Source organism: Nodosilinea sp. LEGE 06152 (genome assembly GCF_015207525.1).
In the GTDB taxonomy this organism is placed as follows: domain Bacteria; phylum Cyanobacteriota; class Cyanobacteriia; order Phormidesmidales; family Phormidesmidaceae; genus Nodosilinea.
Map to the genome: position 1 here is coordinate 153,376 of NZ_JADEWR010000003.1, position 22,989 is coordinate 176,364.

Sequence of the window (22,989 nt, forward strand, 5' to 3'; positions counted from 1 at the left end):
AAGGATTACTTCATCTAAATAGTCGAGCTTTGAGAGCCGCTAGCTTAACATCCACGGCAGCTGGGCTAAGCGGCTTGACTGTAGGTTTCTAATCTCTCAGCTACAATCTGCTGCAAGATTTTTACAACGGTTTCGGCCTCCAGCTTGCCGCTATATTCCTGGGAAGATTCTAGATAGAGCGATGGACGATTGCTCTCCAGGCCCAATACCTGGCCCCGCACAAACGTCCATACGTCAGCCACGGTGTAGCAGCCAAAGATAATTTGAGTGTCTTGCCCATCCAGCGCCCAATTCATCCTGGCTGCCGCCAGCATTTCGCCGTAGAGCTGATACTGGGGATTTTGGGCCTCAATGCCGCGCTTGGCTTCTACGACCACCAGGTAGGGAGCCTCCAGCTCACCCGCCAGTCCTTTGCCCAACACGCCATCGGCCACCCCAGAGATACCAAAGGCTGGGTAGGCTGCCCGCAGCGGCACCTGTGCCCAGGCCCGCACAACATCTTGCTCGGCCAGCATCAGCAGGGGATAGATGGCCCGTGCCCAGACAGTGGCCTCGTTCATAAGCTGGAGGCGATCCTGGCTGATGCGGTTTTGAATATCTGCCACCTGCCGTTGCACGGTTGCTGACAGCGTAACCTTGCTTACGTCCGTCCAGGGGTAGGGTTGTACCCCGGCATCTTGAATGGTCACCAGAGGACGCAGATCTGCCAGAGTCAGGTTAGAAAATGAAAGTTGAACTGGTGCCATAGTTATCTACTCCTGCCGAGATCATTCCGTTTGTAATCAACCTTCATCTGGTGAGTCTTCTACGAACTGGTCAATCGCATCCACCATTCCTTCAGAATAAGACTCTAGGACAGTGGCACACACGTGGAGGTCAGCTAGGGCTTGACTGAAGGATTCTTCGTCGGCGTTCGGGATCTCAAGGGTTTGAATGGCTGCGATCGCGTTCCCAAGCTGAGGTCGATATTCTGATAAATACCGCTTGAGTCGAGTTAACGATGGCTGCGCGATCGCTTGTGTCATGGCTTGAGCCTCCTTTCGAGTTTGGCCATTTGTTAGCGACAGTTGGCTACTGTTTTTCCCCAATGACCTATTAATTCTTGATCTTGCACTGTGTAGAGCTTTGCTTGCTCTTGGGCAATTTTTTCAAAGTGTTCCGCTAATGCTCGTCTTTGCCCTTCTAGATGCTTACAATACTCCTTATTCTTACCCACAGTGTCTTCTCCAAAATTGGCTGCGCTACGCTTTCAAGACTCAAGCAATTGATCGGTTAAGACAGGCAATTTCCTGTCACGCACAACGCAGCACTTGTGGCCAGGGGGCTTCCACCTGCTTCAACTCTAGCCCGCGCTGAAAGATTTCGTCGATCGCCATCATGTCCCCGGTTTCGGTCATAAATTGGTGATCGGCGGTGGCGCGAATGGTGGTGCCGTCGTCGAGGTGGTATTCAAATACTTCCTGCTGGCCGCGATCGTGCCATTGGGCTACGGGCTGGGTATACACATAGCCGCTCTCATCCACGCTAAAGACAGAGCAGGGAATACATTTGGCGACGATTTCACCAATGGTGAGGGGGCCGTATTCTAGCGTCAGCAGTTCGGTATCGGCGCTGAGGCAGTACTCCGCAAACTTCACCATCTGATCCCAAAGTTCTGTCGCCACCTTCTTAGCGACGCCTTTCTCCATGGCACCATTGACGAAGTTTTCCTGGTGCTTGAGCATTTCCGACATTTTCTTTTTGCCCATGGCCCGCCGCAGCAGGTCGGCCTGGCCGAGGGAGTAGCCGCCCATGTCCTGGGCGATTTTCATGATCTGCTCCTGGTAGACCATAATGCCGTAGGTCTCGCTGAGAATCGGCTTCAGAATTTCGTCGGCGAAGTCGATCTTTTCGCGCCCGTGCTTGCGGTTAATGAATTTGGGAATTAGCCCGGCATCCAGCGGCCCCGGTCGGTAGAGGGCCAGTACAGAGGAAATGTCTTCTAAACCGGAGGGCTTGAGGTCTTTGACGATCTGGCGCATACCGGAAGACTCAAGCTGAAACACACCGCCCAGGTCGCCGCGCTCTAGCAGCTTAAAGGTGGCGGGGTCATCCATGGGCAGGTCGTCGGGGTCGATTTTGGTGCCGTGGGTGGCCTCGATCAGCTCCAGGGTTTTTTGAATCATGGTCAGGTTGCGCAGGCCCAAAAAGTCCATTTTTAGGAGGCCCAGGGCTTCGACGTCCTCCATGTAGTACTGGGTGATCACCTGGCCGTCGTTGTTGCGCTGGAGGGGCACAATTTCGTCGAGAGGGTCTTTGGAGATCACGACTCCGGCGGCGTGCATGCCGAAGGTTTTGTTGGTGCCCTCGATGCGCAGGGCCATATCGATCCAGCGGCGGGTTTGGGGGTCGTTGTCGTACTTTTCTTTGAACTCGGGGGCGGGGGTGTCGTCGGAGATCATCACCTTGAGCTTGGTGGGCTTGCCCCGCGCCACCGGAATCAGCTTCGCCATCCGGTCGGACTCGGCGTAGGGGATATCGAGCACCCGCGCCACATCCTTGAGCACCGCTTTGGAGGTCATGCGGTTGAAGGTGATGATCTGCGCTACCCGCTCCTCGCCGTAGCGGCGGGTGACGTACTGGATCACTTCTTCACGGCGATCGATGCAGAAGTCGGTGTCAATATCCGGCATCGACTTGCGCTCGGGGTTCAAAAAGCGCTCGAACAGCAGCCCGTGGTGGATGGGGTCGATGTTGGTGATTTCCATGGCGTAGGCCACTAGCGACCCCGCCGCTGAGCCGCGCCCCGGCCCCACCGGAATATTGTTGTCGCGGGCAAAGCGAATGTAGTCCCACACCACCAAAAAGTAGGTGGGGAAGCCCATCTGGATCATCATCTCGATTTCGTATTCGAGGCGATCGCGGTATTCCTGCTCAATCTCGTCGTAGCTGGCTACCTTCATCCGTTTGACCAGCCCTTCTTTGGCCACGTGGCCCATGTAGGCCCCGGCGTCTTCGTTGAACTCAGGGGGAATGGGGAAGTCGGGAATGCGCGACTGGCCGAGGATGCCGGTATAGTCTTCAATTTTGTCGGCGACTTCCAGGGTGTTGGCGATCGCCTCCTCGATCACCTCCGGCCCAATATGGTCGCGGAACAGCAGCCGCATCTCGTCGGCCGACTTCAGATATTCGGTGCCGCTGTAGCGCAGGCGCTTGTCTTCGGTCAGCAGCTTGCCCGTCTGGATGCACAGCAGCGCGTCGTGGGCCTCCACATCGTTGCAGGAGATGTAGTGGGAGTCGTTGGTGCAGATGACTTTGATGTCCAGCTCGCGGGCGATCTTCAGCAGCTCTACGTTTACCACCCGGTCTTCAGGGGAGCCGTGATCCTGAATTTCGAGGTAGTAGTCTGCACCGAACAGGTCTTTGTACCACTGAGCCACCTTGCGGGCCACATCGGGCCGCTTCTGCAAAATCGCCTGGGGCACTTCACCACCGAGGCAGGCGCTGGTGACGATCAGCCCCTCGTGGTACTGCTCCAGCAAATCTTTGTTGATGCAGGGGCGCGAGAAAATGCCCTTGCCCTGCACTCCCTGCAGGTGCGAGATGGTGGTGAGCTTGACTAGGTTCTTGTAGCCCTGGGTGTTTTTAGCCAGCACCACCTGGTGGTAGCGGGGGCGGCGCTGCTGCTGCGAAATGTCGCCGTTGATCAGGTACATCTCATTGCCGATAATCGGCTTGATGCCCGCCCCCTTGCAGACCTTGATCAGCTCGATCGCGCCATACATGACGCCGTGGTCGGTGAGGGCGATCGCGGGCATGCCCAGTTCCTTGGCCCGCTCCACTAGCTGGGGCAGCTGACTGGCCCCGTCGAGCAGGCTGTAGGCACTGTGGATGTGGAGACCAACAAAGGACATAGCGCCGCGATATAATAGTACGATTTTACTGCAATCAGTAGCCTGCGGGTCAGACGGCTCCAACCCAAAGGCAGCCAAGCTGCTCCTAAGGTTAGCCGATTTGTAGAACTACATCTAGCGAATTTGAGGAAATATAGAAATTTAAACCGCCACATGTGGCGTGCTCAGAGCTTGCAGTTGCCGTTAAGGTTTTAGGGAGGCGGCAGCAGCCCAGTCACCCTGGCGTCGCCTGATACCGCCAGGAATGCCCCAGGGAGGCTGGCTACAGTGGGTCTAAACCGCAAGAACGGCACCCAGTTCAAGCCCTTACCAGAAAGCAGCTCGCGATCGCTACTTTGCCGCCCAACACGCAAACCTGTCTAGAAACGCTCAGCTTTACAGCCAGGCAGATAAACTTAAGCTTGAAATCTATTCCAGTAGAGAGATTAACTGGGTCGTTTTACCGACTGATGTAGTTTGGCTCACACAGCGCTTCAATGGGTAGTGTCAAGCTGATACTGATGCTTTTACAGGGCTTAGTTCGTTTTGCACAGCGGCAGCTCTTAAAACTTTTTAAGTGGTCTTGGGTACGGTGGTACATGCGCCTGGGCCACGGAGCCAAGGGCACGTTCTACGGCCTGATCGGCTTATTTGCCATCAACGACATCATCCACGACCAGCCCATCGTCGCGGGCAGCGAGGCGGTGCTCGCCGACCTAGATAGCTGGCCTCTGGGTAGCGCGGTGCTGGGGCTACTGGCGTTTGGCCTGATGGGCTACGTGCTCTGGCGTTTGCTGCAGGCAAGCATCGATCCGGGCCAGGCAGAGGCCTTGAGCCTTCGCCAGGTACTGCAGCGGTGCGGCTACCTTGTCAGCGGGCTCACCTATCTCGGCATTGCCCAGAGCGCGGCGAAGCTGGCCCTCAATTTAGCGGTCGATTTTGACGACACCATAGAAGAGCTGGTCTCCGTTTTGTTCGAGCAAGACGTGGGGCCCTGGATGCTTATAGGCGTTGGCCTTGGCGTTGTGGCCGTGGGTTGCCTCTATATTTATGGAGCGGCCTCCGGTGGCTACATCAACGATTTTCATCGCGACCTCTCCCGCCCCATCCGGCGATGGGTGGTTGTCATTGGCAAAGTTGGCATCACGGCTCGCGGAGTCGGTTTCGTTTTAATTGGAGCCTACCTGATCAAAGCCGCCTATCTAGTTGATAATGAATCCGCTGGCGGGTTGGGCAACGTATTTGACGAGCTAGATGATGAATTTTTGGGAGAATACTGGCTGGGCGCGATCGCACTGGGCTTTTTAGCCTACGCCGTCTATATGATCATTGCCGCCTGCTACCGTCAGTTTCCAACAGTTAACCCTTCCCCCAGGGCTAAGCATGGCTAAACTCTGCGCATTGTAGGTAAGGAAAACGATAGCCGTGCTACAACGCAGATTGAATCAACGCTATTGGCTGGCGCTGCTGCTTTTGGCAACGGTCGGTCTGCTGATGCATATTAGCTTCTGGTCTATACCCGCCAGCGATTTAATGGGTGAAGATATTTACTATATCTGGCTCGAAGGCAAGCGAATTATCGCCGGAGAAAACCCCTATGCCAGGGTTTTAGCCAGCGATATGCGGGCTAACGATAAGTACGCAACCTATTTTCCGCTGGCTTACCTTGTCTCGGCGCTAGTGCAAAAATTGGGGCTGCCAACCTTTTTAGACTGGCTTTATCTGTGGCGGCCCCTTTCATTTTTCTTTCATTTAGGCATAGTAGCGCTGACGCTAAAGTATTTTTATCGACGGGGTCTGTGGCTGTTCGGCTTTGTCGCCGCCGCCATTCTCCTGCTGGGTCGCTGGAGTCTTTACATCACGCGGGTGCACCATCTTGAATTTGCGGCCATCTTCTTTTTACTGCTTTCCCTAGTTCTCCTGCGGGCAAAACCCAGACTGGCCCTGCTAGCGTTTAGCCTTTCCTTAGGAATCAAACAAATCGCCATCTTTTTGCTGCCCCTTTACCTGATTTATTTCTGGGTGAACGGGGACAAGGATAGGCGCATAAAAGACGTAGCCTGGGGGTTTTTAATTATTCTGAGCATTCCGGTTTTGACCTCGCTACCGTTCCTGCTTTGGAACGCCGAAGGATTCCTGAAATCCATCATGTTTTCGGCCACTCGCTTAGGCAGTTCGCACATTGACGGTGCGCCTTCCCTGGATGTCATTCTTTCCCAAGACCTGCCCTGGCTGGTCGGCCTCAAAGCCAAGCTGCTAATGCTGGCGCTGGTGGGGCTTGTCTACCTGAGCTTTTGGCGAGAAAAGATTGGTATCTTGGCGGCGACAGCCCTGGTGATGATGGTGTTTCTCTACTTCAATTCAGTACTGTTTTTGCAGTATTTTTTGTGGCCCCTGAGCCTAACACTGCTGGCATTGGTTGAGCGAGTGCCTCCGCTGGCGCCACAGAGGCAACTATAGATGAATAGCACTGAGATAGCTAAAAACTAACCCTCGCCGATGGCCAAAGGTCTCGATCTACCGTAGGGTGGGCATTGCCCACCAACCTTAATTCAGTGACATTTGTCTGTAGTTTTCTAGCCAGCCGTAGGCGCTCAGCTACTCGGGCTTGACCCCATCGTTGGGGTTGTAGGCAGCCCAGGTTTGCCATAGCCAAGGGTGAATGTCTCGCGGGTAGAGCAGCCAGGTGCGCTCAAAGGGCTGGCTGAGAGTCTGCACCAGCGGCGACAGGTCTTTGATGTCGGTAAAGGCGTTGTCGCTGTGCAGGCAAATGCCTTCGTTATAGGTGGTGTAGCCCCGGCTCCAGGTGCGGCGCAGGCCGCTGTAGTGCTCGCCGCTGTAGCCCTGCTGTTCTAGATGCTTGCGTACGGTGTCGAGCAGGTCGTGCTGCTGATCCACCGGCAGCCGGGTGACTTCTAAGGTCTTGAGCAGGTCGCGATCGAGGAAGCGGCGGCACAGGTCGGCCAGCAGCAGGTCGGGGCTGTGCCGCCACCGCTGCAGGTGGTAGGTAAACACAATATCGTCACCCGCCAGGTAGGTCTCCAGCGACAGGGGGCGATCGGGGGCCAGCAGCCACGCGGTAACGGTGGGGTCAGCCTCCAGCTTACCCACCAGCAGGTCGGAGCGCGCGCGCTCAAAGGCCCGCTCTAGCAGCCAGGTGACGGCAATATTTTTGGGGTGGTTATACACCTGCACATACATAAAGTGGCGCACCACCAGGTAGTGCTCGATCGCAGACAAACCCTTGTGGGCCACCACCAGCCGACCGCTCTGGGGCTCAAACCGCAGGGCCATCAGAATGCGGTCTAAATCGAGCTGGCCGTAGCTGGCCCCGGTAAAGTAGCTGTCGCGCAGCAGGTAGTCGAGGCGATCGCAGTCGAGCTGGCTCGACACCAACTGCCACACCAGCGCAATGGGGTGCTCATGGGTGTAGACCTGCTCGATTGCCGCCGCCAGCCCCGCCGAATGCGCCTCCAGAGCGTCGTGAATCTCCGGCAGCTCGCGAACCACGCGCCGGGTCCACTGCTCATGTTGTAGGCCAAACACCTCTTCGGCGGTGTGGCTAAAGGGGCCGTGGCCAATGTCGTGGAGCAGAGCCGCGACCAGCACCGTGGCCCGGTAGGGAGCCAGCTCGGGGTAGCGGCGCTGGATCTGATCAAAGGCGCGACGGGCGATCGCCATTACCCCTAGCGAATGGGTAAAGCGCGAGCTTTCGGCCCCGTGAAAGGTAAGGCTGGCCGGGCCGAGCTGGCGAATTCGCCGCAGCCGCTGAAAAGCGGGGGTATCGATCAGCCGAGTCAGCAGCGCCTCGTCGGGGTCACTGGCGTGCAGGGTAATCGCGCCGTGCAGGGGGTCGTGGTACGAACGACTGGCCTTGGGTTCTACGGCGCTAGAGGAGGTAGATTTAGGATGCACTGGCGACTACCGTAGCGGCTTGGCTCAGCATCTCCAGGGCGGCCTGGTACTGGGGGTCGGCCTCGGTGGCAACGGTGTCGCGGTTGAGGGGCACGCTGGCCACAATGCGATCGGGGGTAATACCCAGTTTGTTGATGTCGTGGTGGGCCGGGGTTTCGTACTTGGCCACCGTCACCGCCAGCCCCGCCCCGTCCGAGAGGTCAAACAGCGATTGAATCAGCCCCTTGCCAAAGGTGGTGCTGCCCACCAGGGTAGCTCGGCCATTGTCCTGCAACGCCCCAGCCAAAATTTCGCTGGCGCTGGCAGTCCCTTCATTGACCAGCACCACCAGCGGCGCATCGGTAATCGCCTGACCAAAGGCCTCAAAGCTGTCTAAAATGCCCTGGCGGTTGACGGTGTAGACAATGGTGCCCTGGGGCAACCACAGCCGCGCAATTTCAATGCCCGCCTGCAGCAGTCCGCCGGGGTTGTTGCGCAAATCCAGCAGGTAGCCCTCCGCCCCCTGGTCAGCCAGTTCATGAATGGCGCTGGCCAGCTTTTCTGCCGCATTGCCGTTGAACTGGCTCAACCGCAGATAGCCTACCTGCTGCCCCGATGGGGTGGTCTTCAGGGCAGATACCACGGGGTTGAGCGTAATCACCTCACGGGTCAGCATGACCTGGCGAGTGGTGGTTTCGTCAGGGCGACGCAGTTCTAGGTTAACCGTGGTGCCCTGTAGGCCTCGCATGTGGGCAGCGGCTTCATCCAGGGTCAAATCGGTAGTGGCCACGCCGTCAATTGCAAGCACCACGTCCTGGGGCTGAATGCCCGCCTGCTCTGCCGGAGAGCCTTCAATGGGGGCGATCACCCGCAGCCAGCCGGGGTGCTCATCCTTTGAAATTTGCAGCCCCACCCCTGTCAGTTCGCCAGCGGTGCTGGTTTGCAGGCTACGGTACTGGCTGGGGGGCAGCAGCCGCGTGTAGGGGTCTTCTAGCCCAGCCAGCATGTCTTGAATCGCCTGGTAGGTGTCGGCCCGATTGGTCAGCGATCGCTCCAGGGTGTGCTGGCGCGTAAACCACCAGTTTTGGTGATTAAAGGTCTCATCGACGTAGGCGCGGTTGACAATGCGCCACACCTCCGCCACCAGGTTTTGCTCGTTGGTAAGGGCCATGGCCGGTCCCGCCGACACGCCGCCGACCGCTAGCCCAACCAGACACAGGCAGAGAATACTGAGACGCAACAGGGGTCTGATCATAAACGCAAGCAAAGGCAGGCGGTGAGAGGGGTGCAATGGTCGTTGGCGTAGCGCCCTGGGGCTAGACCGGCCTATTAAAGCCATGGCACGGCTAGGCGATCTGCGGCAATAGTCTTCAATTATTACCGCGCCTCTCCTTGGGCATGACGGGCATTCCAGAGCAGGTTGGCTTAGATGGCCTAGGCGGTATCTAGCTTGGACCTAGAATGGGCGATATCTACAGCCATTCGGCATCGGCTTTACATTAGTTTATTGTGACTATTTTAGACGGGTTGCGCCCAACCTCTCCTGAGGAAAAGGCTGAGGGCGCTTAACCAAGCCAGAAACCGGCCAGCCTGAAAAACTGGACGGTCGCCCCAATAGGATGCCTACAACAAAATCCTCATCCCTGCGTTGCCGAGGCTACAGGGCATAGGCCAGCAACAGCAATTGACGGCGCTGGGCACCCTACACACTACCCATTGTAACGAAATATTTCGAATCGATCAGACCCTCTCATTTGCCCACGGGGAGCATAGAGGCCGAATTTCTGCCCTATTTCTGCCCCAAGAAACCCAATTTCCCCTTGCCCTGCGGTTAATGGAGATAGCAGAACGTTCTCCAGGGCTTAGAATTTATAGCAGAGGATTTAGCGCAGCCATTACGGCTATGTTACATTTTTCATTGACGGCATTTATTGATATATAGAGTTACCCGCTTCATGTTTACCAAGCAAGTTACTGACTCTAAGACCTTTCAATGGTTTAACGAGCGGCTAGAGATTCAGGCTTTGGCCGACGACATCTCCAGCAAGTACGTGCCGCCCCACGTCAATATTTTCTATTGCCTGGGTGGCATTACCCTGACCTGCTTCCTAATCCAGTTCGCCACTGGGTTTGCGATGACCTTTTACTACAAGCCCACGGTCACTGAAGCATTCAGTTCTGTACAGTACCTGATGACCGATGTCAACTTCGGCTGGCTGATTCGGTCCATCCACCGCTGGTCGGCCAGCATGATGGTGCTGATGATGATTCTCCACGTGTTTCGGGTCTACCTCACCGGCGGCTTCAAAAAGCCCCGCGAGCTAACCTGGGTTACCGGCGTGGTGCTGGCGGTAATCACCGTTACCTTCGGCGTTACCGGCTACTCTCTCCCCTGGGATCAGGTGGGCTACTGGGCCGTGAAAATTGTGTCTGGGGTACCTGGTGCTATTCCTGTGGTGGGTTCTACCGTGGTTGAGCTAATGCGCGGCGGCGAGGCCGTTGGGCAAGCTACCCTGACCCGCTTCTACAGCCTGCACACCTTTGTTCTGCCCTGGGCGATCGCGGTGTTCATGCTGCTGCACTTCCTGATGATTCGCAAGCAGGGTATCTCTGGCCCTCTCTAAGCGCTTCGAGCCGATCAAAGGCGCTTTGAGGGTTTGAGCTTTACGTATGGCAAAGCTCTTGGGGGCATGACGTTTGGTTTCGGCTGTACAGAATGCCCCAGCTACATGACTTAAACTTTGGGCCTGGCCCAACTGGCTGTAACAGGAGAAGTTTTTCGATGGCGACCATTAAAAAACCGGATCTAAGCGATCCTAAGTTAAGAGACTTGCTCAAGCAGGGCATGGGCCACAACTACTACGGCGAGCCCGCCTGGCCCAACGACCTGCTCTATATCTTTCCCGTGGTGATTTTGGGCACCATCGCCTGCTGCGTGGCGCTGGCGGTGCTAGACCCCGCCCTGGTAGGCGAGCCCGCTGACCCCTTTGCCACTCCGCTCGAAATTTTGCCTGAGTGGTATTTGTACCCCACCTTCCAAATTCTGCGGATTGTGCCGAGCAAGCTGCTGGGCATTGGTGCTATGACCGCCATTCCCCTGGGGTTGATGCTGATTCCCTTTATTGAAAGCGTCAACAAGTTCCAAAACCCCTTCCGCCGTCCTTTGGCTACCACCCTGTTTATGCTGGGTACGGCCATCACCCTCTGGTTGGGTATTGGCGCAACCTTCCCGATTCAAGAATCGTTGTCTCTGGGCTTGTTCTAGACCGCCAATTAAATTTGTTATGCAAGACCTGCGTAGAACTGTATCGTTTTACGCAGGTTTTTTTGCTCAGGTGGTACTCTTTCGCTAAGCTAAATTAAGGCTGCTGGTAGGCGTTGATACAGGAGTAGGCGATGGCAAGGGTAGTTTCTAGACGTACACCCACACAAGTCCATTTGCAGGTGGCCAGCCAGCTCGACGTGGTAGCCCAGGTGCAGCGCTGGTTTCGCGAAACCTGTCGCTCCCTAGAGGGTGAGTCGGCCTGGGTCGGCAACCACTGCGATCGCCTGGCCCTAGCCCTGACCGAAGGCTTTACCAACGCGGTGCGCCACGCCCACGCCCACCTGCCCCCCGAAACCGGCATTGACATTGACCTGGCCCTCGATACCGACCAGGTTGAAATTCGGATTTGGGACTACGGCGACCCCTTTAACCCCGAGCTGCTGCCCGAACCCCAGCCGGGCGAACTGCTAGAGAGCGGCTACGGCTGGTTTTTGCTGCGCCGCCTGGCAGACAAGGTTACCTACTACCGCTCCAAAGACGGGCGCAACTGCCTGTCCATTGTGAAATACGGCACTTGCCCAATCTGAACGCAGGCTCAGTCCTGCGCCTGTCGTAGGGTGAATGGGTAGCCTAGGGGCACACTGCCGTTATTGTGTTGCCTGTAATGGGTTCTTCGACTGCTCATCCGTCCCTTGTAAATTCTGTAGATAAGCCTGCCCTGGGAAAGGATGCTGGAGCTGGTTCCGGGGCGGTTACGTTTGTCTTTCTCGAGATTTTTTCCTGCGAGGGGGGCATTCAGTCGTACGTCAAGGATATCCTCAGGGCCTATCTAGAGCAGCCATCTCCAGCTCCGGCGGATGTTTTTCTGCTGCGCGATGGGGCCGAGGTAGAAAACCCCTACGCTCGCTCACCCTTGCGGTTTCACTATTTCGCCTCAGCCGCTGCGGCCTGGGGGCGAGCCAAGCTGGTGACGGCACTGCTGGGGCATTTGATCAAGCGGCGACCGCAGCGGGTGGTGTGCGGCCATGTGCTGCTGTTGCCCCTGGTGGCTCCCCTCTGCCGCTGGCTCAGCCTGCCCTACACGGTTGTCACCTACGGCAAAGAGGTGTGGGAGCCGCTGCCGCCCTGGCAGCAAAAGGCTCTGCGCCAGGCCGATCAAATTTGGGCAATTAGCCGCTACAGCCGCGATCGCGCCTGTGCCGCTCATGGTCTTGACCCCACCAGGGTTCATCTGGTTCCCTGCGCCGTCGATGGCGAGGTCTTTTGCCCTGGGGCGGTCGATCCAGCCCTGGTCGAAACCTATGGGTTAACCGGGTGCCGGGTGCTGATGACGGTGGCTCGGCTGTGGTCGGGGGATATTTATAAAGGGGTGGATGTCACCCTTCGGGCACTGCCCGCGATCGCGGCGGCGATTCCTGCGGTGAAGTATCTGGTGATTGGCCGGGGCGATGACCAACCCCGGCTGACCGCCCTGGCCAAGGAGCTGGGGGTGAGCGATCGCGTGGTATTTGCCGGGTTTGTGCCCACCGAAGCCCTAGTTGCTCACTACCGCCTGGCCAGCGCCTACGTCATGCCTTCTCAGGAGGGCTTTGGCATTGTGTATCTGGAGGCACTGGCCTGCGGCGTGCCGGTGCTCTCCGGCGACCAGGATGGCTCTGCCGACCCCTTGCAGGATGGCCGTCTGGGCTGGCGAGTCCCCCACCGTGATGCTGAGGCGGTGGCCGCTGCCTGCGTGGAGATGTTGAGTGGCCACGACCGCCGCTGTTGGGGGCCGTGGCTGCGGCAGGAGACCCTGGCCGCCTTTGGCCCTGCAGCTTTAGCCAACGGCCTGCACCAGGCCCTGAGGGCAAACCAAATTGCTGATTAGCCCCAATCGCAGCGCTACAATAGAGGCCAAGATCAGGGCATAGCCACGGTCTGCTCTGGCTGCCCCACGGAGAACGCCCCTGTGAACCAAAATAACTTCAACCAATTTCGGGTGAATTTATCGGGGTTGGGCTGCTGGCTCACCCTCATTGCCGTCGTTTGGCTGCTGGGCGCGGTAGGCCTGGGCTGGCTGGTGAAGTCGCTGGCGGTGCTGGTAGTGCTGCTGGTGGCGGCCCCAGTGCTGGGGTTCATCGGTCTGCGGTTTTGGCTGCGGCGCAATCTGGTGCAGGGGTCGTGCCCGGTTTGCTCGACCGCGATGACCGGCATCAAGGGGGCCGACACTCGCTGCCTCAACTGTGGCACCGCCCTCCACACTGAGATCGATGGCTTTTCGCGGGTGGCCGAAGCAGGCACCATCGATATTACCGCCGTAGATGTCACGGTGGATACGAAGCCCATCCTGCCCGAGGGAGACTAAGCCGACTACGGTTAACCGCTATGTCGAAGTGAGTCTGTGTTGTTAGGATAGATACCATAACGCTATAACCCTGGAACCCATCCCTATGCCCGCCGCCATTCAAGTCGAAAAAACCAAGCTCAAGCAGCCGCCTCTGGAAATTCACACCCTGGGCGATCGCGTGCTGCGCCAGCCTGCCAAGCGGGTGGCCAAGGTCGACGATGAAATTCGGGCTCTGGTGCGGGAGATGCTGCAGACCATGTACAGTGCCGACGGCATTGGTCTGGCAGCCCCTCAGGTAGCGGTCAACAAGCAGCTGCTGGTCATCGACATTGACCCCGAAAACGCGGCCAATCAGCCCCTGGTGCTGGTCAACCCTCAAATCGTCAAGGTGTCTAAAGACATTGCTACGGGTCAGGAGGGCTGCCTCAGCATTCCCGGCGTCTACCTCGACGTGGTTCGCCCGGCGGCGCTAGAGGTCTCCTACAAAGACGAGAACGGTCGCCCTAAAAAGCTCCAGGCCAACGACCTGCTGGCCCGCTGCATTCTCCACGAGATGGATCACCTGGCTGGGGTGCTGTTTGTGGACCGGGTTGAGAATGCCCTGGCCCTTAACCAAGAACTGAAAAAGAACGGCTTTTACGCTAAGGACGTGCAGCCCATTACAGCCCGTTGATGGCGTCAGGGTGCGCTAGGGCCGTGATATGCTGCGTCGTTAGGGCCAAGAAATTGGCCCCTTAGCCGTGTTAGGAGAAACCCCGTGACCCCCAAGAGTGGCCTGTTGTTGGCTGGTTCCTGCGTTGCTGCGATCGCCGCAGTGGGCTCTATCTTTGAACTGTCCTCCGGTAGCCCCGACTGGGGTACGGTACCCACCACCGTTGTCCTCGGCCTCTGTGTGCCGCTGGTCGGGGTGTTGTTTTATGCGGCGGTTAAAGACGCCAAAGCTAATCAGGAATAGTCGCATGCATCACCCGCTAAGATTTAGCGGGTGGAATCCTCAAACTCGTTCCAGCGTCTACTATAGAGACCAACGATTGAGGACGGAGCTATGGAGCCGAACCGAGATAACCCAGGACTGACGCGGCGATCGCTACTGGCAGCGGCGGCGGCAGGGACCACGGTCGCGCTGCTAGGGCGTCCAGCCCAGGCCTACGATGTCATTCTCAACCCCGATGCCCCGGAACTGGGCGATACCATTTCGGTGATTGCGGTACCGCGCACGTCGGCCTCTACCCAGCCCAAGGTCACGGTCAACGACAGCACCGAATACCCGACCTTTCCGATCAGCGGCAATCGATTTCGGGCGCTCGTTCCCACCAGCCCCCTAGACCCGCCCGGTCGCATGGTCATTCGCGTCATTGGCACGGGCGAAACCCGTAACCTGGCGGTGGGGCTCAAGAACCGCGAATTTCCCACCCAGCGCATTACTCTATCGCCCAGCCAGAGCAACCTGGGCACCCAGCACGAGTTTGACCGGGTGACGGCCTTTAAGAACACGGTCTCCCCGGAGCGCTACTGGAATGGTGTCATGCAGCGCCCCAGCTCCGGTCGCACCTCGACCCAGTACGGCGTGCGTCGCTACTACAACGGCGTGTTTGCCCAGGACTACTACCACCGGGGGCTAGACTATGCCGCCGCTACGGGTTCCCCGGTGACGGCCCCGGCGGCCGGGCGAATTAACCTGGTCGGGCGCGTCTCCGACGGGTTTGAGCTGCACGGCAATACCATCGGCATCGACCACGGCCAGGGGGTGCTGAGCATTATGATTCACCTCAGCCGCATCGACGTCAACGAAGGCGATATGGTGCAGCCGGGCCAGGTGATTGGGGCGATCGGCACTACGGGCGCATCCACGGGGCCGCACCTGCACTGGGGGCTGTACGTCAACGGCATCTGCGTAGACCCTGGCCCGTGGATGGCTAGGGGGTTTGAGTAGCGTGGGTGCGTGGTTGGGTAGGTGCGTAGGTGCGTGGATGAGTAGGTGGATAGTAGCTTTGTAGGGTGGGCAATGCCCACCATTTCCCTATAAGCTTCAAGCAAATGGCTTTGGAGTTCTGGCATGAACACCTACGACATTTTGGCCCACACCCAGCGGCAGCGGGTGAGCGACGGGCAGACGGTGTCGCTGCTGACGGGTTGTGAGTCGGCGGCTCAAACTCTGGTACTGGTGTGGCCGCAGCTGGGCGACTTTGACAGTTTAGAATACGCCTGGTGGCTGCAGCGAGAGGCTGACACCCTGCGCCAGCGAAACATTGCGGTGCGGGCAGTCGGGATTGGCGATCGCGCTTCCGGCCAGCAGTTTTGCACCTATACAGGCTTTCCCGCTGACTGTCTGTTTGTGGATGAGACTGCGGCCCTGCACCGAGAGCTGGGACTGTACGAGGGGCTGAGCCTGAAGCCCCCAGGGCTTAAACCTGGGCAGGCGGCCTGGCTGAACCTGATGCTGATGTGTGCGGGAATCGCCAGCCCCGGCACGCTGCGCGAGGTGCTGCGCGGCTATACGGGCGATCGCCGCGCCCCGCAGCTAATTGGTGACGACGAGGTAGTGAAGGCAGGGCCGCTGCCACCCCTGACTGGCAAAGCCTTTAACATTGTCGGCGGCAGCGGGTTTCAGCGACCGATTGAGCTGGCCACCCTGCGCCTGCGCAACATGACCGAAGTGCTGAGCCACTGGAGCACCTACGTGCCCAACGCCGCCTACCTGACCCAGCGCGGCGGTACGTTCTTGTTTGATGGCGATGGCAAGCTGCGGTACGAGCACCGCGACCCAGGCATTCTTGGCTTTGCCGCCACTATGGCCAACCCCCTGGCGTTCTTAGCCGCCGACACCTCGACGGTCAGCATCTCCTAGCGATCGCCCATTTAACCCTGGGCAGCAACCAGCCTGATACGCTTTAGGTTGTAGACGGATGGATTGCTATGGTTTGGCTGGAGCCGCTGGAACAGCTGCTAGAAGAGATTGTTCTGCTCACGACATTTTGCTTAGAGGCAATCTCAGTGCTCTGCGTTGTGGTGGGGCTGTTTAAAGCAGCACGCCTGGCCACCCGCCTAAACCGGCAGCACCGAGGGCAGGAATTTCCCTTTAACCAGGTGCGGCTGCGGTTTGGCCTCTGGTTGGCCCTCGCCCTAGAGTTTCAGCTGGGGGCCGACATTCTCTCGACCACCGTAGCCCCCACCACCCAAGACCTGATCAAGCTGGCCCTGATTGCCGTCATCCGTACCTTCTTAAACTACTTTTTAGGCAAAGAGATGGCTACCGAAATGGCTCTGGAGCGAGAGCGGCAGCAGCACCAGCTGCCAGGAGACGTTGTGGGGTGAGGCCAGCCAATGGAGATGACGGAAATAGTCAGTGAACAGGTTCTGAATCTTGAAGGTCTGGCGGGCACAAACTCACCCCTCAGCATTCAACACCGCTGCCCCTATCGCTCGACCGCCCAGTCTTCGCCATCCTCAAGCGGCGGTTCCACCTCCGATCGCGACGGTAGATTCTCTAGCAGCACCTTGTCTACGCGGCGACCGTCCATATCGACCACCTCAAACCGCAACCCCTCCCATTCAAACGAGTCGCCCGCGTTGGGAATGCGGCCCATGTGGCGAATGATGAAGCCCGCCAGGGTGTGGTAGTTGTCTTCGTCCTCGGTGAGCTCTTCGCGGTTGAGCAGCTCTTTGAGGTCATCCACCGGCAGCAGCCCGTCGAGCAGCCAGGAGCCATCATCTCGCTGGGTCATCATCGGGTCGCCAGCATCGTCTAGGGAGGGCAGCTCGCCCACGATCGCCTCCACCACATCGTTGAGGGTGACCAGTCCCTCGACGCCGCCGTACTCGTCAAGCACCATGGCAAAGTGGGTGCCCGACGACTTAAACAGCTCCAGCACCTTGAGCACGTAGGTGCTCTCGGCCACAAACAGCGGTGGTTGCACCAGGCTGAGCAGCGTGGTTGGCTCGGTGTTTTGGCTGAGGTAGTTGGGCAGCAGAGCCTTGAGCGACACCACCCCTATACAGTCGTCGATGCTGTTGTTGCATACCGGAAAGTGGGAGTGGGCGCTCTGCATCACCAGCTCGCTGTGCTCGGCAAAGGAGGCATCTACGTCGAGCCATTCGATGTCGGTGCGAGGAGTCATGATCGAGCGAATCGGGCGATCGCCCAACTGCAGCACCCGCCCCATCATCTCCTGCTCGACCACCTCAAAGTTACCGGCCTCGGTGCCCTGGTCAATCAGCAGGCGCAGTTCTTCCTCGGTAATGGCGGCTTCGGGTCGCTCTTTGAGCCCCATCAGATTGACCAAAAAACTGGTTGAAACCCCCAACAGGGCCACCAGCGGGGCCGCTAACCAGGCTAGCCGCTGCATGGGTCGGGCCACCTGGCGGGCAATCGCTTCTGGATAGCTGAGGGCAATGCGCTTGGGTACCAGCTCGCCCACCACCAGCGACAGGTACGTAATCAGCCCGACCACCACCGCCAGGCTAACCACATCACTGTAGGGGGCGAGAGCGGGCACCTGGTCTAGCTTCTGGCGCAGGGAGTTGGCCACGGTAGCTCCGCCCAAAGCACCGCTGAGAATGCCGACCAGGGTAATGCCAATCTGCACCGTCGACAGAAAGTCGTTGGGGTTGTTGGCCAGCTTGAGGGCCAGCCGCGCCCTAGCATTGCCTCGCCGGGCCTGGTGCTCAAGGCGGGCCTTACGAGCCGACACTAGGGCAATTTCTGCCCCTGAAAACACCCCATTGGCAACAATTAGCAGAAAAATAAAGACGCTTTCGAGGGCAATGTCAGACATAGGTAGGGGGTAACGAGGATGAAGCAGTGCCAGACAGCAACCGCCGATGGCCGTGAACCTGAAACTTAGGCACTAGGGGCAACCATAGGTTGCTATAGCGAGTTTATCTGTATGTATTGAACGGCATATCTGCCAGCTATGGTAAAAGGAATAAGCTGTTTGCCCCCAACCTTGCTGAGCTGCTGTGCTGACCGTTACCCGTGTGCTGCCCCCCGACGATGCCGCTGCTGTGGTGGCCACGCTGTCGCTTACGGCGAGCGATCGCGCCAAGTCTAGGCACCGTTTTACCGCCGACAACGGCACGCCGCTCTACCTCAACCTGGCGCGGGGCACGGTGCTGCGGGAGGGCGATCTGCTGGGAGGTGATGGAAGCGGCGATCGTGAGGGAGTGGCTAACGCTCTCATTCGCGTGGTGGCCAAGCCCGAGCCTGTAGTTGTCGTCACCGCTGCCTCTAGCTTTGATCTGATGCGGGCAGCCTACCACCTGGGCAATCGCCACGTGTCTCTAGAGCTGGCCGCAGACCGCCTCAAGCTAGAACCCGACCCGGTGCTAGAAGCCATGCTGGTGCAGCTCGGCGGCCTAACCATCGCCCCAGCCACTCTGCCCTTTGAGCCCGAGGCCGGGGCCTACCACACCGGGGGGCATAGCCACATTCACAACCACAGCCATGACCACAACTAGTGCCCAGGCGCTGCTGCGGCTGCTGCAATTGACCAGCCCTGCCCTACCAGTAGGGGCCTACAGCTATTCTGAAGGGCTAGAAACGCTGGTTGAGCGGGGCCTGGTGACGACCGCAGCAGCCTTGACTCCCTGGCTAGAGCAGGAGCTAGCCCACGGCCTAGTCGTCATCGATGCGGCCGCCGTGGGGCTGGTTCACCACGCCGCTGCTCAGGCTGGCTGGGGCGATCGCGATGGGCTGCCGACCACAGCGCCTTTTGCCCTCCTCAACCACCAGCTCTCTGCCCTGCGCGACAGCGAGGAAGCCCGCCAGCAGAGCTGGGCGATGGGTCGCGCCCTGGTGCGCATGGCCACCCACCTGCACCCCAGCCTCAAACCCTGGTTTAGCGCGGTGGGCAACCCCTGCAACTTTGCTGTTGCCTTTGCCCTGCTCGCTGCCCACTGGAATATCGACGCGCGACAGACGGTGCTGGGCTATCTGCACAGCTGGGCCGCCAATCTGATTACCAGCGCCGTGAAGCTAATTCCGCTGGGGCAGACAGTGGGTCAGCAAATGCTGCTAGAGCTGTACCCGGTGCTGGAGGAAACCTGCGATCGCGCCCTCGCCACCCAATCGCTAGACGACCTCTACCTCAGCAGCTGGGGCACCTCGCTTGCCACCATGCAGCACGAGGCCCTCTACACCCGGCTGTTTCGCAGCTGAGGGAAAGCGCTACAGTTGGCTTGACCGTTTCGCTTACCCTATCGCGCAGAGGTGATTCGATGGCGAGTCTAAAGAAGGTGGCGCTGCTGGGGGCGGCACTGGCAATGCTGTCGGCCTGTACGGCCCAGACGGCGGCCAACAGCCCCGCGCCCAGTGTTTCAGCCCAGCAGCGATTTGCAGGTCGCCCCGGCGTTGCAGTACTGGCCGCCGCCGATACAAGTGCAGCGCCCGTACAGGGCCAAACCCTCTACGTGCCGGTCTACTCCGAAATTGTTGACGCCAACCCAGAACGCAGATTTCAGCTCACCGTTACCCTCAGCCTGCGCAACACCGATCGCGACCAGCCCATTGTGATTACCACCCTCGACTACTACAACTCCGGGGGCGATCGCGTTATCGCCTACCTCGACCAGCCAATTCAGCTTGCCCCGCTGGCCTCCACCGAAGTCGTCATCGATCGCAGCGATGTCGCAGGCGGTGTAGGAGCCAATTTCATTGTGCAGTGGCAATCTGCCGCCGCCGTCAGCGACCCGGTGATCGAAGCCGTCATGATCAGCTCCGCCTCGCAGCAGGGCATGTCGTTTGTCAGCCCCGCCCGCGTTATCGAAACTTTGCCACCCGAAGAATAACGTTAGCCCCAGCCTGTAAAGCTATATCACCCCTCGGACATCGCATATCACCACCTGGTTCTACGATGCGATCGCCCTGCAATGCTATGTCACCCCCTGGACATAACAAAACACTGCCTGGTTATACGATGCGATCGCCATACAATGCCATGTCACCTCTTGGACATAGCGAAACACCCCTTGGTTTTATGATGCAATCGCCCTGCAACAGCAAATCATGGACTGGATATAGTAAATCATCGGGGTGATCAGGGATGCGATCGCCCCTGCTTACCCACCTACCCACCTACCCGCCCACTCACCYRCCNATCYACTCMTCNACSWNCCSACYCWKCMACMCNCMMAYCMMYGGCYRSMATCSRYSSMTCSRCMGNCNNCCGYTCMGNCRSYGWCNASCWKSYSCACCSMNGCCATNGCNACNAGGCNNCATKRSNGCMRMMKMSNCTGGKNCGWSKWCKKCYMMGSCKWRGRSYYMAMCNTSAMCGNNCWARAAACYSNGGYCGCYNGTCKGCYRGNGCMMASAGGCGGKRMWSYTKGTCWSSNGCKGMRSSSAGGNCARSYYRRTKGYSRCWMTCASSSMSGYYYNAGCGNCRGSGWYGANNCCANCSWGGSSRMMGMTGSCCWSRSSTTCWGCWKSRRWGCCRGAGRSAKYGYMRWGCNGGGYKGCMKSRYYRSCYRWMNGCTRSCCACNGACMGCYKSSNGCYGNGWTRGSGCYARRSGCAAWCRMWGSYKYYMTTSKMGSKNGASMACCMSMRCCWGCCCSRYRGCCGCCYNAKCYTNGNSYTRAGAMCAGYTYSSSTRRSRRCANNGGCGNCGGCGRWCGAKCSCRRGTRCTKNGWATMGRTNCWRMRSCCWGGYCNNNTSGSRYWWKCKCAGCNGYGYNTCTSSAYRGMGSKMKWCTGYWCRRCGNCCAYYACNCGMYCKCGKRSTYSASSCSAYSGMSMNCACKRSCSRCRKCRRCKYSGKMAGKSTSTSCCWGNGYARRSKGCWRWGCSYCYMSSTSGSNNGYCASYKCKGGNTASKSNGTCGRGCCWYYRTTCNACCAGGSYSGCYKNCAYSGYMRGNCWGMTCGKTGNGCRNGYAYSCGNCCAGKMSSGRGTGCTGGCAGCGGCAGGCATTATCGCCCTCAAAACCATGACCCAGCGCCTCCAGACCGACCACGACAACGCCCAGGCGATCGCCCAGGGGTTAGCCACCATCCCTGGTATTGAGATTGACCCGGCGGTGGTTGAAACCAACATGGTGTTTTTCAATTTGGCCCAGAACGTAGAGATCTCCCCTGAGCACTTGATTAAGACGCTACGGGCTGACTATGGTTTGTACATGGGCGGCTACGGCGATCGCACCCTACGCGCCGTCACCCACTATTGGATCGATCGTCCCCAGGTGGAGCGACTGGTTGAGGCCATTCGCACTATCCTCGCGGCGGGTGGGTGAATGGGTGGATGGGTGAACGGGTGGATGGGTAGGCGGGTAGGCGGGTAGGCGGGTAGGCGGGTAGGAACAATTTTGAACTTTGAATTTTGAATTTTGAATTACTCTATCTTCACCCCCTCACCTCCCTCATCTTCCCCACCCTCTCCGCCTCCCTTCCCACCTCTACCCATTGCGCTGCTACCCAGACCTGGCTACACTTAGCCCAGCAATCTGACCCCACTTCCCCAGCTTCTATGGAATGGCATGTGACCGATGCCCACAGCCTGCGAGTCATTGACTCCGAAATTGGCGACCACAGCTTCTCGCCCTCGGAGTACGAAATCGTGCGTCGGGTAATTTACGCCACCGCCGATTTTGACTTCAAAGACCACATTCATTTTTCTGACCAGGCCCTGCAGTCTGGGGCGGCGGCTCTAGCGGCTCGCACCACTATCATTGTCGATGTGCCGATGGTGCAGGTGGGCATTACCCCCAGCATTCAAAACACCTTCGCCAACCCGGTGTACTGCAGCATGGATGCCCTGACCCGCCCTCAAAAGGGCAAGAGCCAGGCCGCCTGGGGCGTAGAGACCCTGGCACAGCGCTATCCCGAAGGCATATTTGTGATCGGTTCCTCTGAGGCCGCCCTATCTACCCTGGTCGATTTAATCGATGCCGAGAAGGTGCGCCCGGCCCTGGTAGTCGCCACTCCAGCTGGGTTTATCGACACAGCCGTAGTCAAAGGCCGCCTGCAAGACACAATGGTGCCCCACGTGCGCATCAATGGTCGCAAGGGCAGCGCTGTGGTAGCGGCGGCTATTATCAATGGGCTCGTAGACCTGGCCTGGCAGGCCTACGGCAAGGAGAATGCTTAGCAGTCGCGGTTTTCGATGCTGCCATCGGGCATCATAGTATTGCAGAACAGCACCATGCTGCGGTTGACGCCGCGCAGGTTAGCCCCCTTCAGGTTGGCCCCTTTTAGATTGGCGGTACCCAGGGTAACGCTGAGCATAACCGCACCGCTGAGGTCGGCGTCGGTCAGGTCGGCATCAGACAGGTTGGCCTGGGTCATCTCAACGTTGGTCAGGTCGGCTCCAGAGAGGTTGGCATTGGGCAGGTTAGCGCCATTCATCTGGGCACCTACCAGCGTGGCCCCGCTCAGGTTGGCCCCTTCCATATCGCTGAGCATGAGGTTGGCATTGCTGAGGTCGGCACCGACCAGGTTGGCCCCGGTCAGTACGGCAATTTTGAGGTTGGCCCCGTTCAGGTCGGTGTTGCTGAGGTCGGCTTCATTGAGAATGCACACCTGGCACTTTTTGGTGTCGAGCAGCTTTTGCACGTCGTCGGGAATGGCGGCGTCGGCAGTGGCAAAGCCGAAACCCCAAAACATTAGGGCGAGTGCCAGCGTGGCCAGTAGGCGTTTCATAGT

The 22,989-nt window shown here is 58.8% G+C and carries 25 protein-coding genes; 17 read left to right on the forward strand and 8 right to left on the reverse strand.

Going from position 1 to position 22,989, the window contains the following annotated elements; translation table 11 throughout:
* Nucleotides 1-65: 65 nt before the first annotated feature.
* The 4 genes from IQ265_RS05455 to IQ265_RS05470 form a co-directional block, all read right to left on the reverse strand.
* Entirely contained in the window at nt 66-746 is a 681-nt protein-coding gene (locus tag IQ265_RS05455; RefSeq protein WP_194051372.1) for a hypothetical protein, read from the reverse strand.
* A 36-nt stretch (nt 747-782) separates the two neighbouring features.
* Nucleotides 783-1,025 carry a hypothetical protein gene (locus IQ265_RS05460; protein WP_194051374.1) on the reverse strand — a complete coding sequence of 81 codons (243 nt, stop codon included), beginning with the start codon at nt 1,023-1,025 and terminating at the stop codon, nt 783-785.
* A gap of 32 nt (nt 1,026-1,057) precedes the next feature.
* Nucleotides 1,058-1,216 (reverse strand): hypothetical protein, encoded by a 159-nt coding sequence (locus IQ265_RS05465; RefSeq protein WP_194051375.1) that lies wholly within the window; start codon nt 1,214-1,216, stop codon nt 1,058-1,060.
* A gap of 76 nt (nt 1,217-1,292) precedes the next feature.
* The gene (locus IQ265_RS05470; RefSeq protein WP_194051376.1) at nt 1,293-3,893 is read right to left on the reverse strand and encodes a DNA polymerase III subunit alpha; all 2,601 of its coding nucleotides are present in this window, start codon (nt 3,891-3,893) and stop codon (nt 1,293-1,295) included.
* Between the two features lie 578 nt (nt 3,894-4,471).
* Between IQ265_RS05470 and IQ265_RS05475 the strand changes: the two genes are divergently transcribed.
* Both IQ265_RS05475 and IQ265_RS05480 read left to right on the forward strand, forming a co-directional pair.
* Nucleotides 4,472-5,263, forward strand: coding sequence for a DUF1206 domain-containing protein (locus IQ265_RS05475; RefSeq protein ID WP_194051377.1), 792 nt, complete (start codon nt 4,472-4,474; stop codon nt 5,261-5,263).
* Nucleotides 5,264-5,312: 49 nt separating this feature from the next.
* Nucleotides 5,313-6,332 (forward strand): hypothetical protein, encoded by a 1,020-nt coding sequence (locus IQ265_RS05480; RefSeq protein ID WP_228037609.1) that lies wholly within the window; start codon nt 5,313-5,315, stop codon nt 6,330-6,332.
* A gap of 138 nt (nt 6,333-6,470) precedes the next feature.
* On the opposite strand, the gene IQ265_RS05485 is transcribed toward IQ265_RS05480, so the two are convergent.
* Nucleotides 6,471-7,787, reverse strand: coding sequence for an HD domain-containing protein (locus IQ265_RS05485; RefSeq protein ID WP_194051378.1), 1,317 nt, complete (start codon nt 7,785-7,787; stop codon nt 6,471-6,473).
* The gene (gene ctpA / locus IQ265_RS05490) at nt 7,777-9,021 is read right to left on the reverse strand and encodes a carboxyl-terminal processing protease CtpA (RefSeq protein WP_194051379.1); all 1,245 of its coding nucleotides are present in this window, start codon (nt 9,019-9,021) and stop codon (nt 7,777-7,779) included. The genes IQ265_RS05485 and ctpA overlap by 11 nt, the downstream gene beginning before the upstream one ends.
* A gap of 700 nt (nt 9,022-9,721) precedes the next feature.
* On the opposite strand from ctpA, the gene petB reads away from it, so the two are divergent.
* The 10 genes from petB (at nt 9,722) to IQ265_RS05540 (ending at nt 16,672) form a co-directional block, all read left to right on the forward strand.
* The gene (petB, locus tag IQ265_RS05495; protein ID WP_106921075.1) at nt 9,722-10,390 is read left to right on the forward strand and encodes a cytochrome b6; all 669 of its coding nucleotides are present in this window, start codon (nt 9,722-9,724) and stop codon (nt 10,388-10,390) included.
* Nucleotides 10,391-10,548: 158 nt separating this feature from the next.
* Nucleotides 10,549-11,031, forward strand: coding sequence for a cytochrome b6-f complex subunit IV (petD, locus tag IQ265_RS05500; RefSeq protein WP_194051380.1), 483 nt, complete (start codon nt 10,549-10,551; stop codon nt 11,029-11,031).
* 131 nt (nt 11,032-11,162) lie between these two features.
* Complete coding sequence (locus tag IQ265_RS05505; RefSeq protein WP_194051381.1) at nt 11,163-11,618, forward strand: anti-sigma regulatory factor; 456 nt, start codon at nt 11,163-11,165, stop codon at nt 11,616-11,618.
* Nucleotides 11,619-11,695: 77 nt separating this feature from the next.
* The gene (locus IQ265_RS05510) at nt 11,696-12,898 is read left to right on the forward strand and encodes a glycosyltransferase (RefSeq protein ID WP_194051382.1); all 1,203 of its coding nucleotides are present in this window, start codon (nt 11,696-11,698) and stop codon (nt 12,896-12,898) included.
* 81 nt (nt 12,899-12,979) lie between these two features.
* Nucleotides 12,980-13,375 carry a hypothetical protein gene (locus tag IQ265_RS05515; RefSeq protein WP_194051384.1) on the forward strand — a complete coding sequence of 132 codons (396 nt, stop codon included), beginning with the start codon at nt 12,980-12,982 and terminating at the stop codon, nt 13,373-13,375.
* An 85-nt stretch (nt 13,376-13,460) separates the two neighbouring features.
* A complete protein-coding gene (def, locus tag IQ265_RS05520) occupies nt 13,461-14,030 on the forward strand; it encodes a peptide deformylase (RefSeq protein ID WP_194051386.1) in 570 nt (189 codons plus the stop codon).
* Nucleotides 14,031-14,114: 84 nt separating this feature from the next.
* Entirely contained in the window at nt 14,115-14,312 is a 198-nt protein-coding gene (locus IQ265_RS05525) for a hypothetical protein (RefSeq protein ID WP_194051388.1), read from the forward strand.
* A gap of 90 nt (nt 14,313-14,402) precedes the next feature.
* Entirely contained in the window at nt 14,403-15,290 is an 888-nt protein-coding gene (locus IQ265_RS05530; RefSeq protein WP_194051390.1) for a M23 family metallopeptidase, read from the forward strand.
* A gap of 123 nt (nt 15,291-15,413) precedes the next feature.
* Nucleotides 15,414-16,205, forward strand: coding sequence for a peroxiredoxin-like family protein (locus tag IQ265_RS05535; protein WP_194051392.1), 792 nt, complete (start codon nt 15,414-15,416; stop codon nt 16,203-16,205).
* A 68-nt stretch (nt 16,206-16,273) separates the two neighbouring features.
* A complete protein-coding gene (locus IQ265_RS05540) occupies nt 16,274-16,672 on the forward strand; it encodes a DUF1622 domain-containing protein (RefSeq protein ID WP_194051394.1) in 399 nt (132 codons plus the stop codon).
* A gap of 101 nt (nt 16,673-16,773) precedes the next feature.
* Here the strand turns inward: IQ265_RS05540 and IQ265_RS05545 are convergent, their stop codons facing one another.
* A complete protein-coding gene (locus tag IQ265_RS05545) occupies nt 16,774-18,132 on the reverse strand; it encodes a hemolysin family protein (RefSeq protein WP_194051396.1) in 1,359 nt (452 codons plus the stop codon).
* Between the two features lie 184 nt (nt 18,133-18,316).
* On the opposite strand from IQ265_RS05545, the gene ureE reads away from it, so the two are divergent.
* The 5 genes from ureE to IQ265_RS05570 all read left to right on the forward strand — a co-directional run bounded on the left by ureE (nt 18,317) and on the right by IQ265_RS05570 (nt 22,435).
* Complete coding sequence (gene ureE, locus IQ265_RS05550) at nt 18,317-18,814, forward strand: urease accessory protein UreE (RefSeq protein WP_194051398.1); 498 nt, start codon at nt 18,317-18,319, stop codon at nt 18,812-18,814.
* Nucleotides 18,801-19,514, forward strand: coding sequence for an urease accessory UreF family protein (locus IQ265_RS05555; RefSeq protein WP_194051400.1), 714 nt, complete (start codon nt 18,801-18,803; stop codon nt 19,512-19,514). Before ureE ends, IQ265_RS05555 begins: the two co-directional genes overlap by 14 nt.
* Before the next feature lie 59 nt (nt 19,515-19,573).
* Nucleotides 19,574-20,143 carry a DUF3124 domain-containing protein gene (locus tag IQ265_RS05560; RefSeq protein WP_194051402.1) on the forward strand — a complete coding sequence of 190 codons (570 nt, stop codon included), beginning with the start codon at nt 19,574-19,576 and terminating at the stop codon, nt 20,141-20,143.
* 1,099 nt (nt 20,144-21,242) lie between these two features.
* Nucleotides 21,243-21,581, forward strand: coding sequence for a beta-eliminating lyase-related protein (locus tag IQ265_RS05565; RefSeq protein WP_347404916.1), 339 nt, complete (start codon nt 21,243-21,245; stop codon nt 21,579-21,581).
* Between the two features lie 233 nt (nt 21,582-21,814).
* Complete coding sequence (locus IQ265_RS05570) at nt 21,815-22,435, forward strand: precorrin-8X methylmutase (RefSeq protein ID WP_194051404.1); 621 nt, start codon at nt 21,815-21,817, stop codon at nt 22,433-22,435.
* Here the strand turns inward: IQ265_RS05570 and IQ265_RS05575 are convergent.
* Complete coding sequence (locus IQ265_RS05575; protein ID WP_194051405.1) at nt 22,432-22,986, reverse strand: pentapeptide repeat-containing protein; 555 nt, start codon at nt 22,984-22,986, stop codon at nt 22,432-22,434. The genes IQ265_RS05570 and IQ265_RS05575 overlap by 4 nt on opposite strands.
* Between the last annotated feature and the right edge of the window lie 3 nt (nt 22,987-22,989).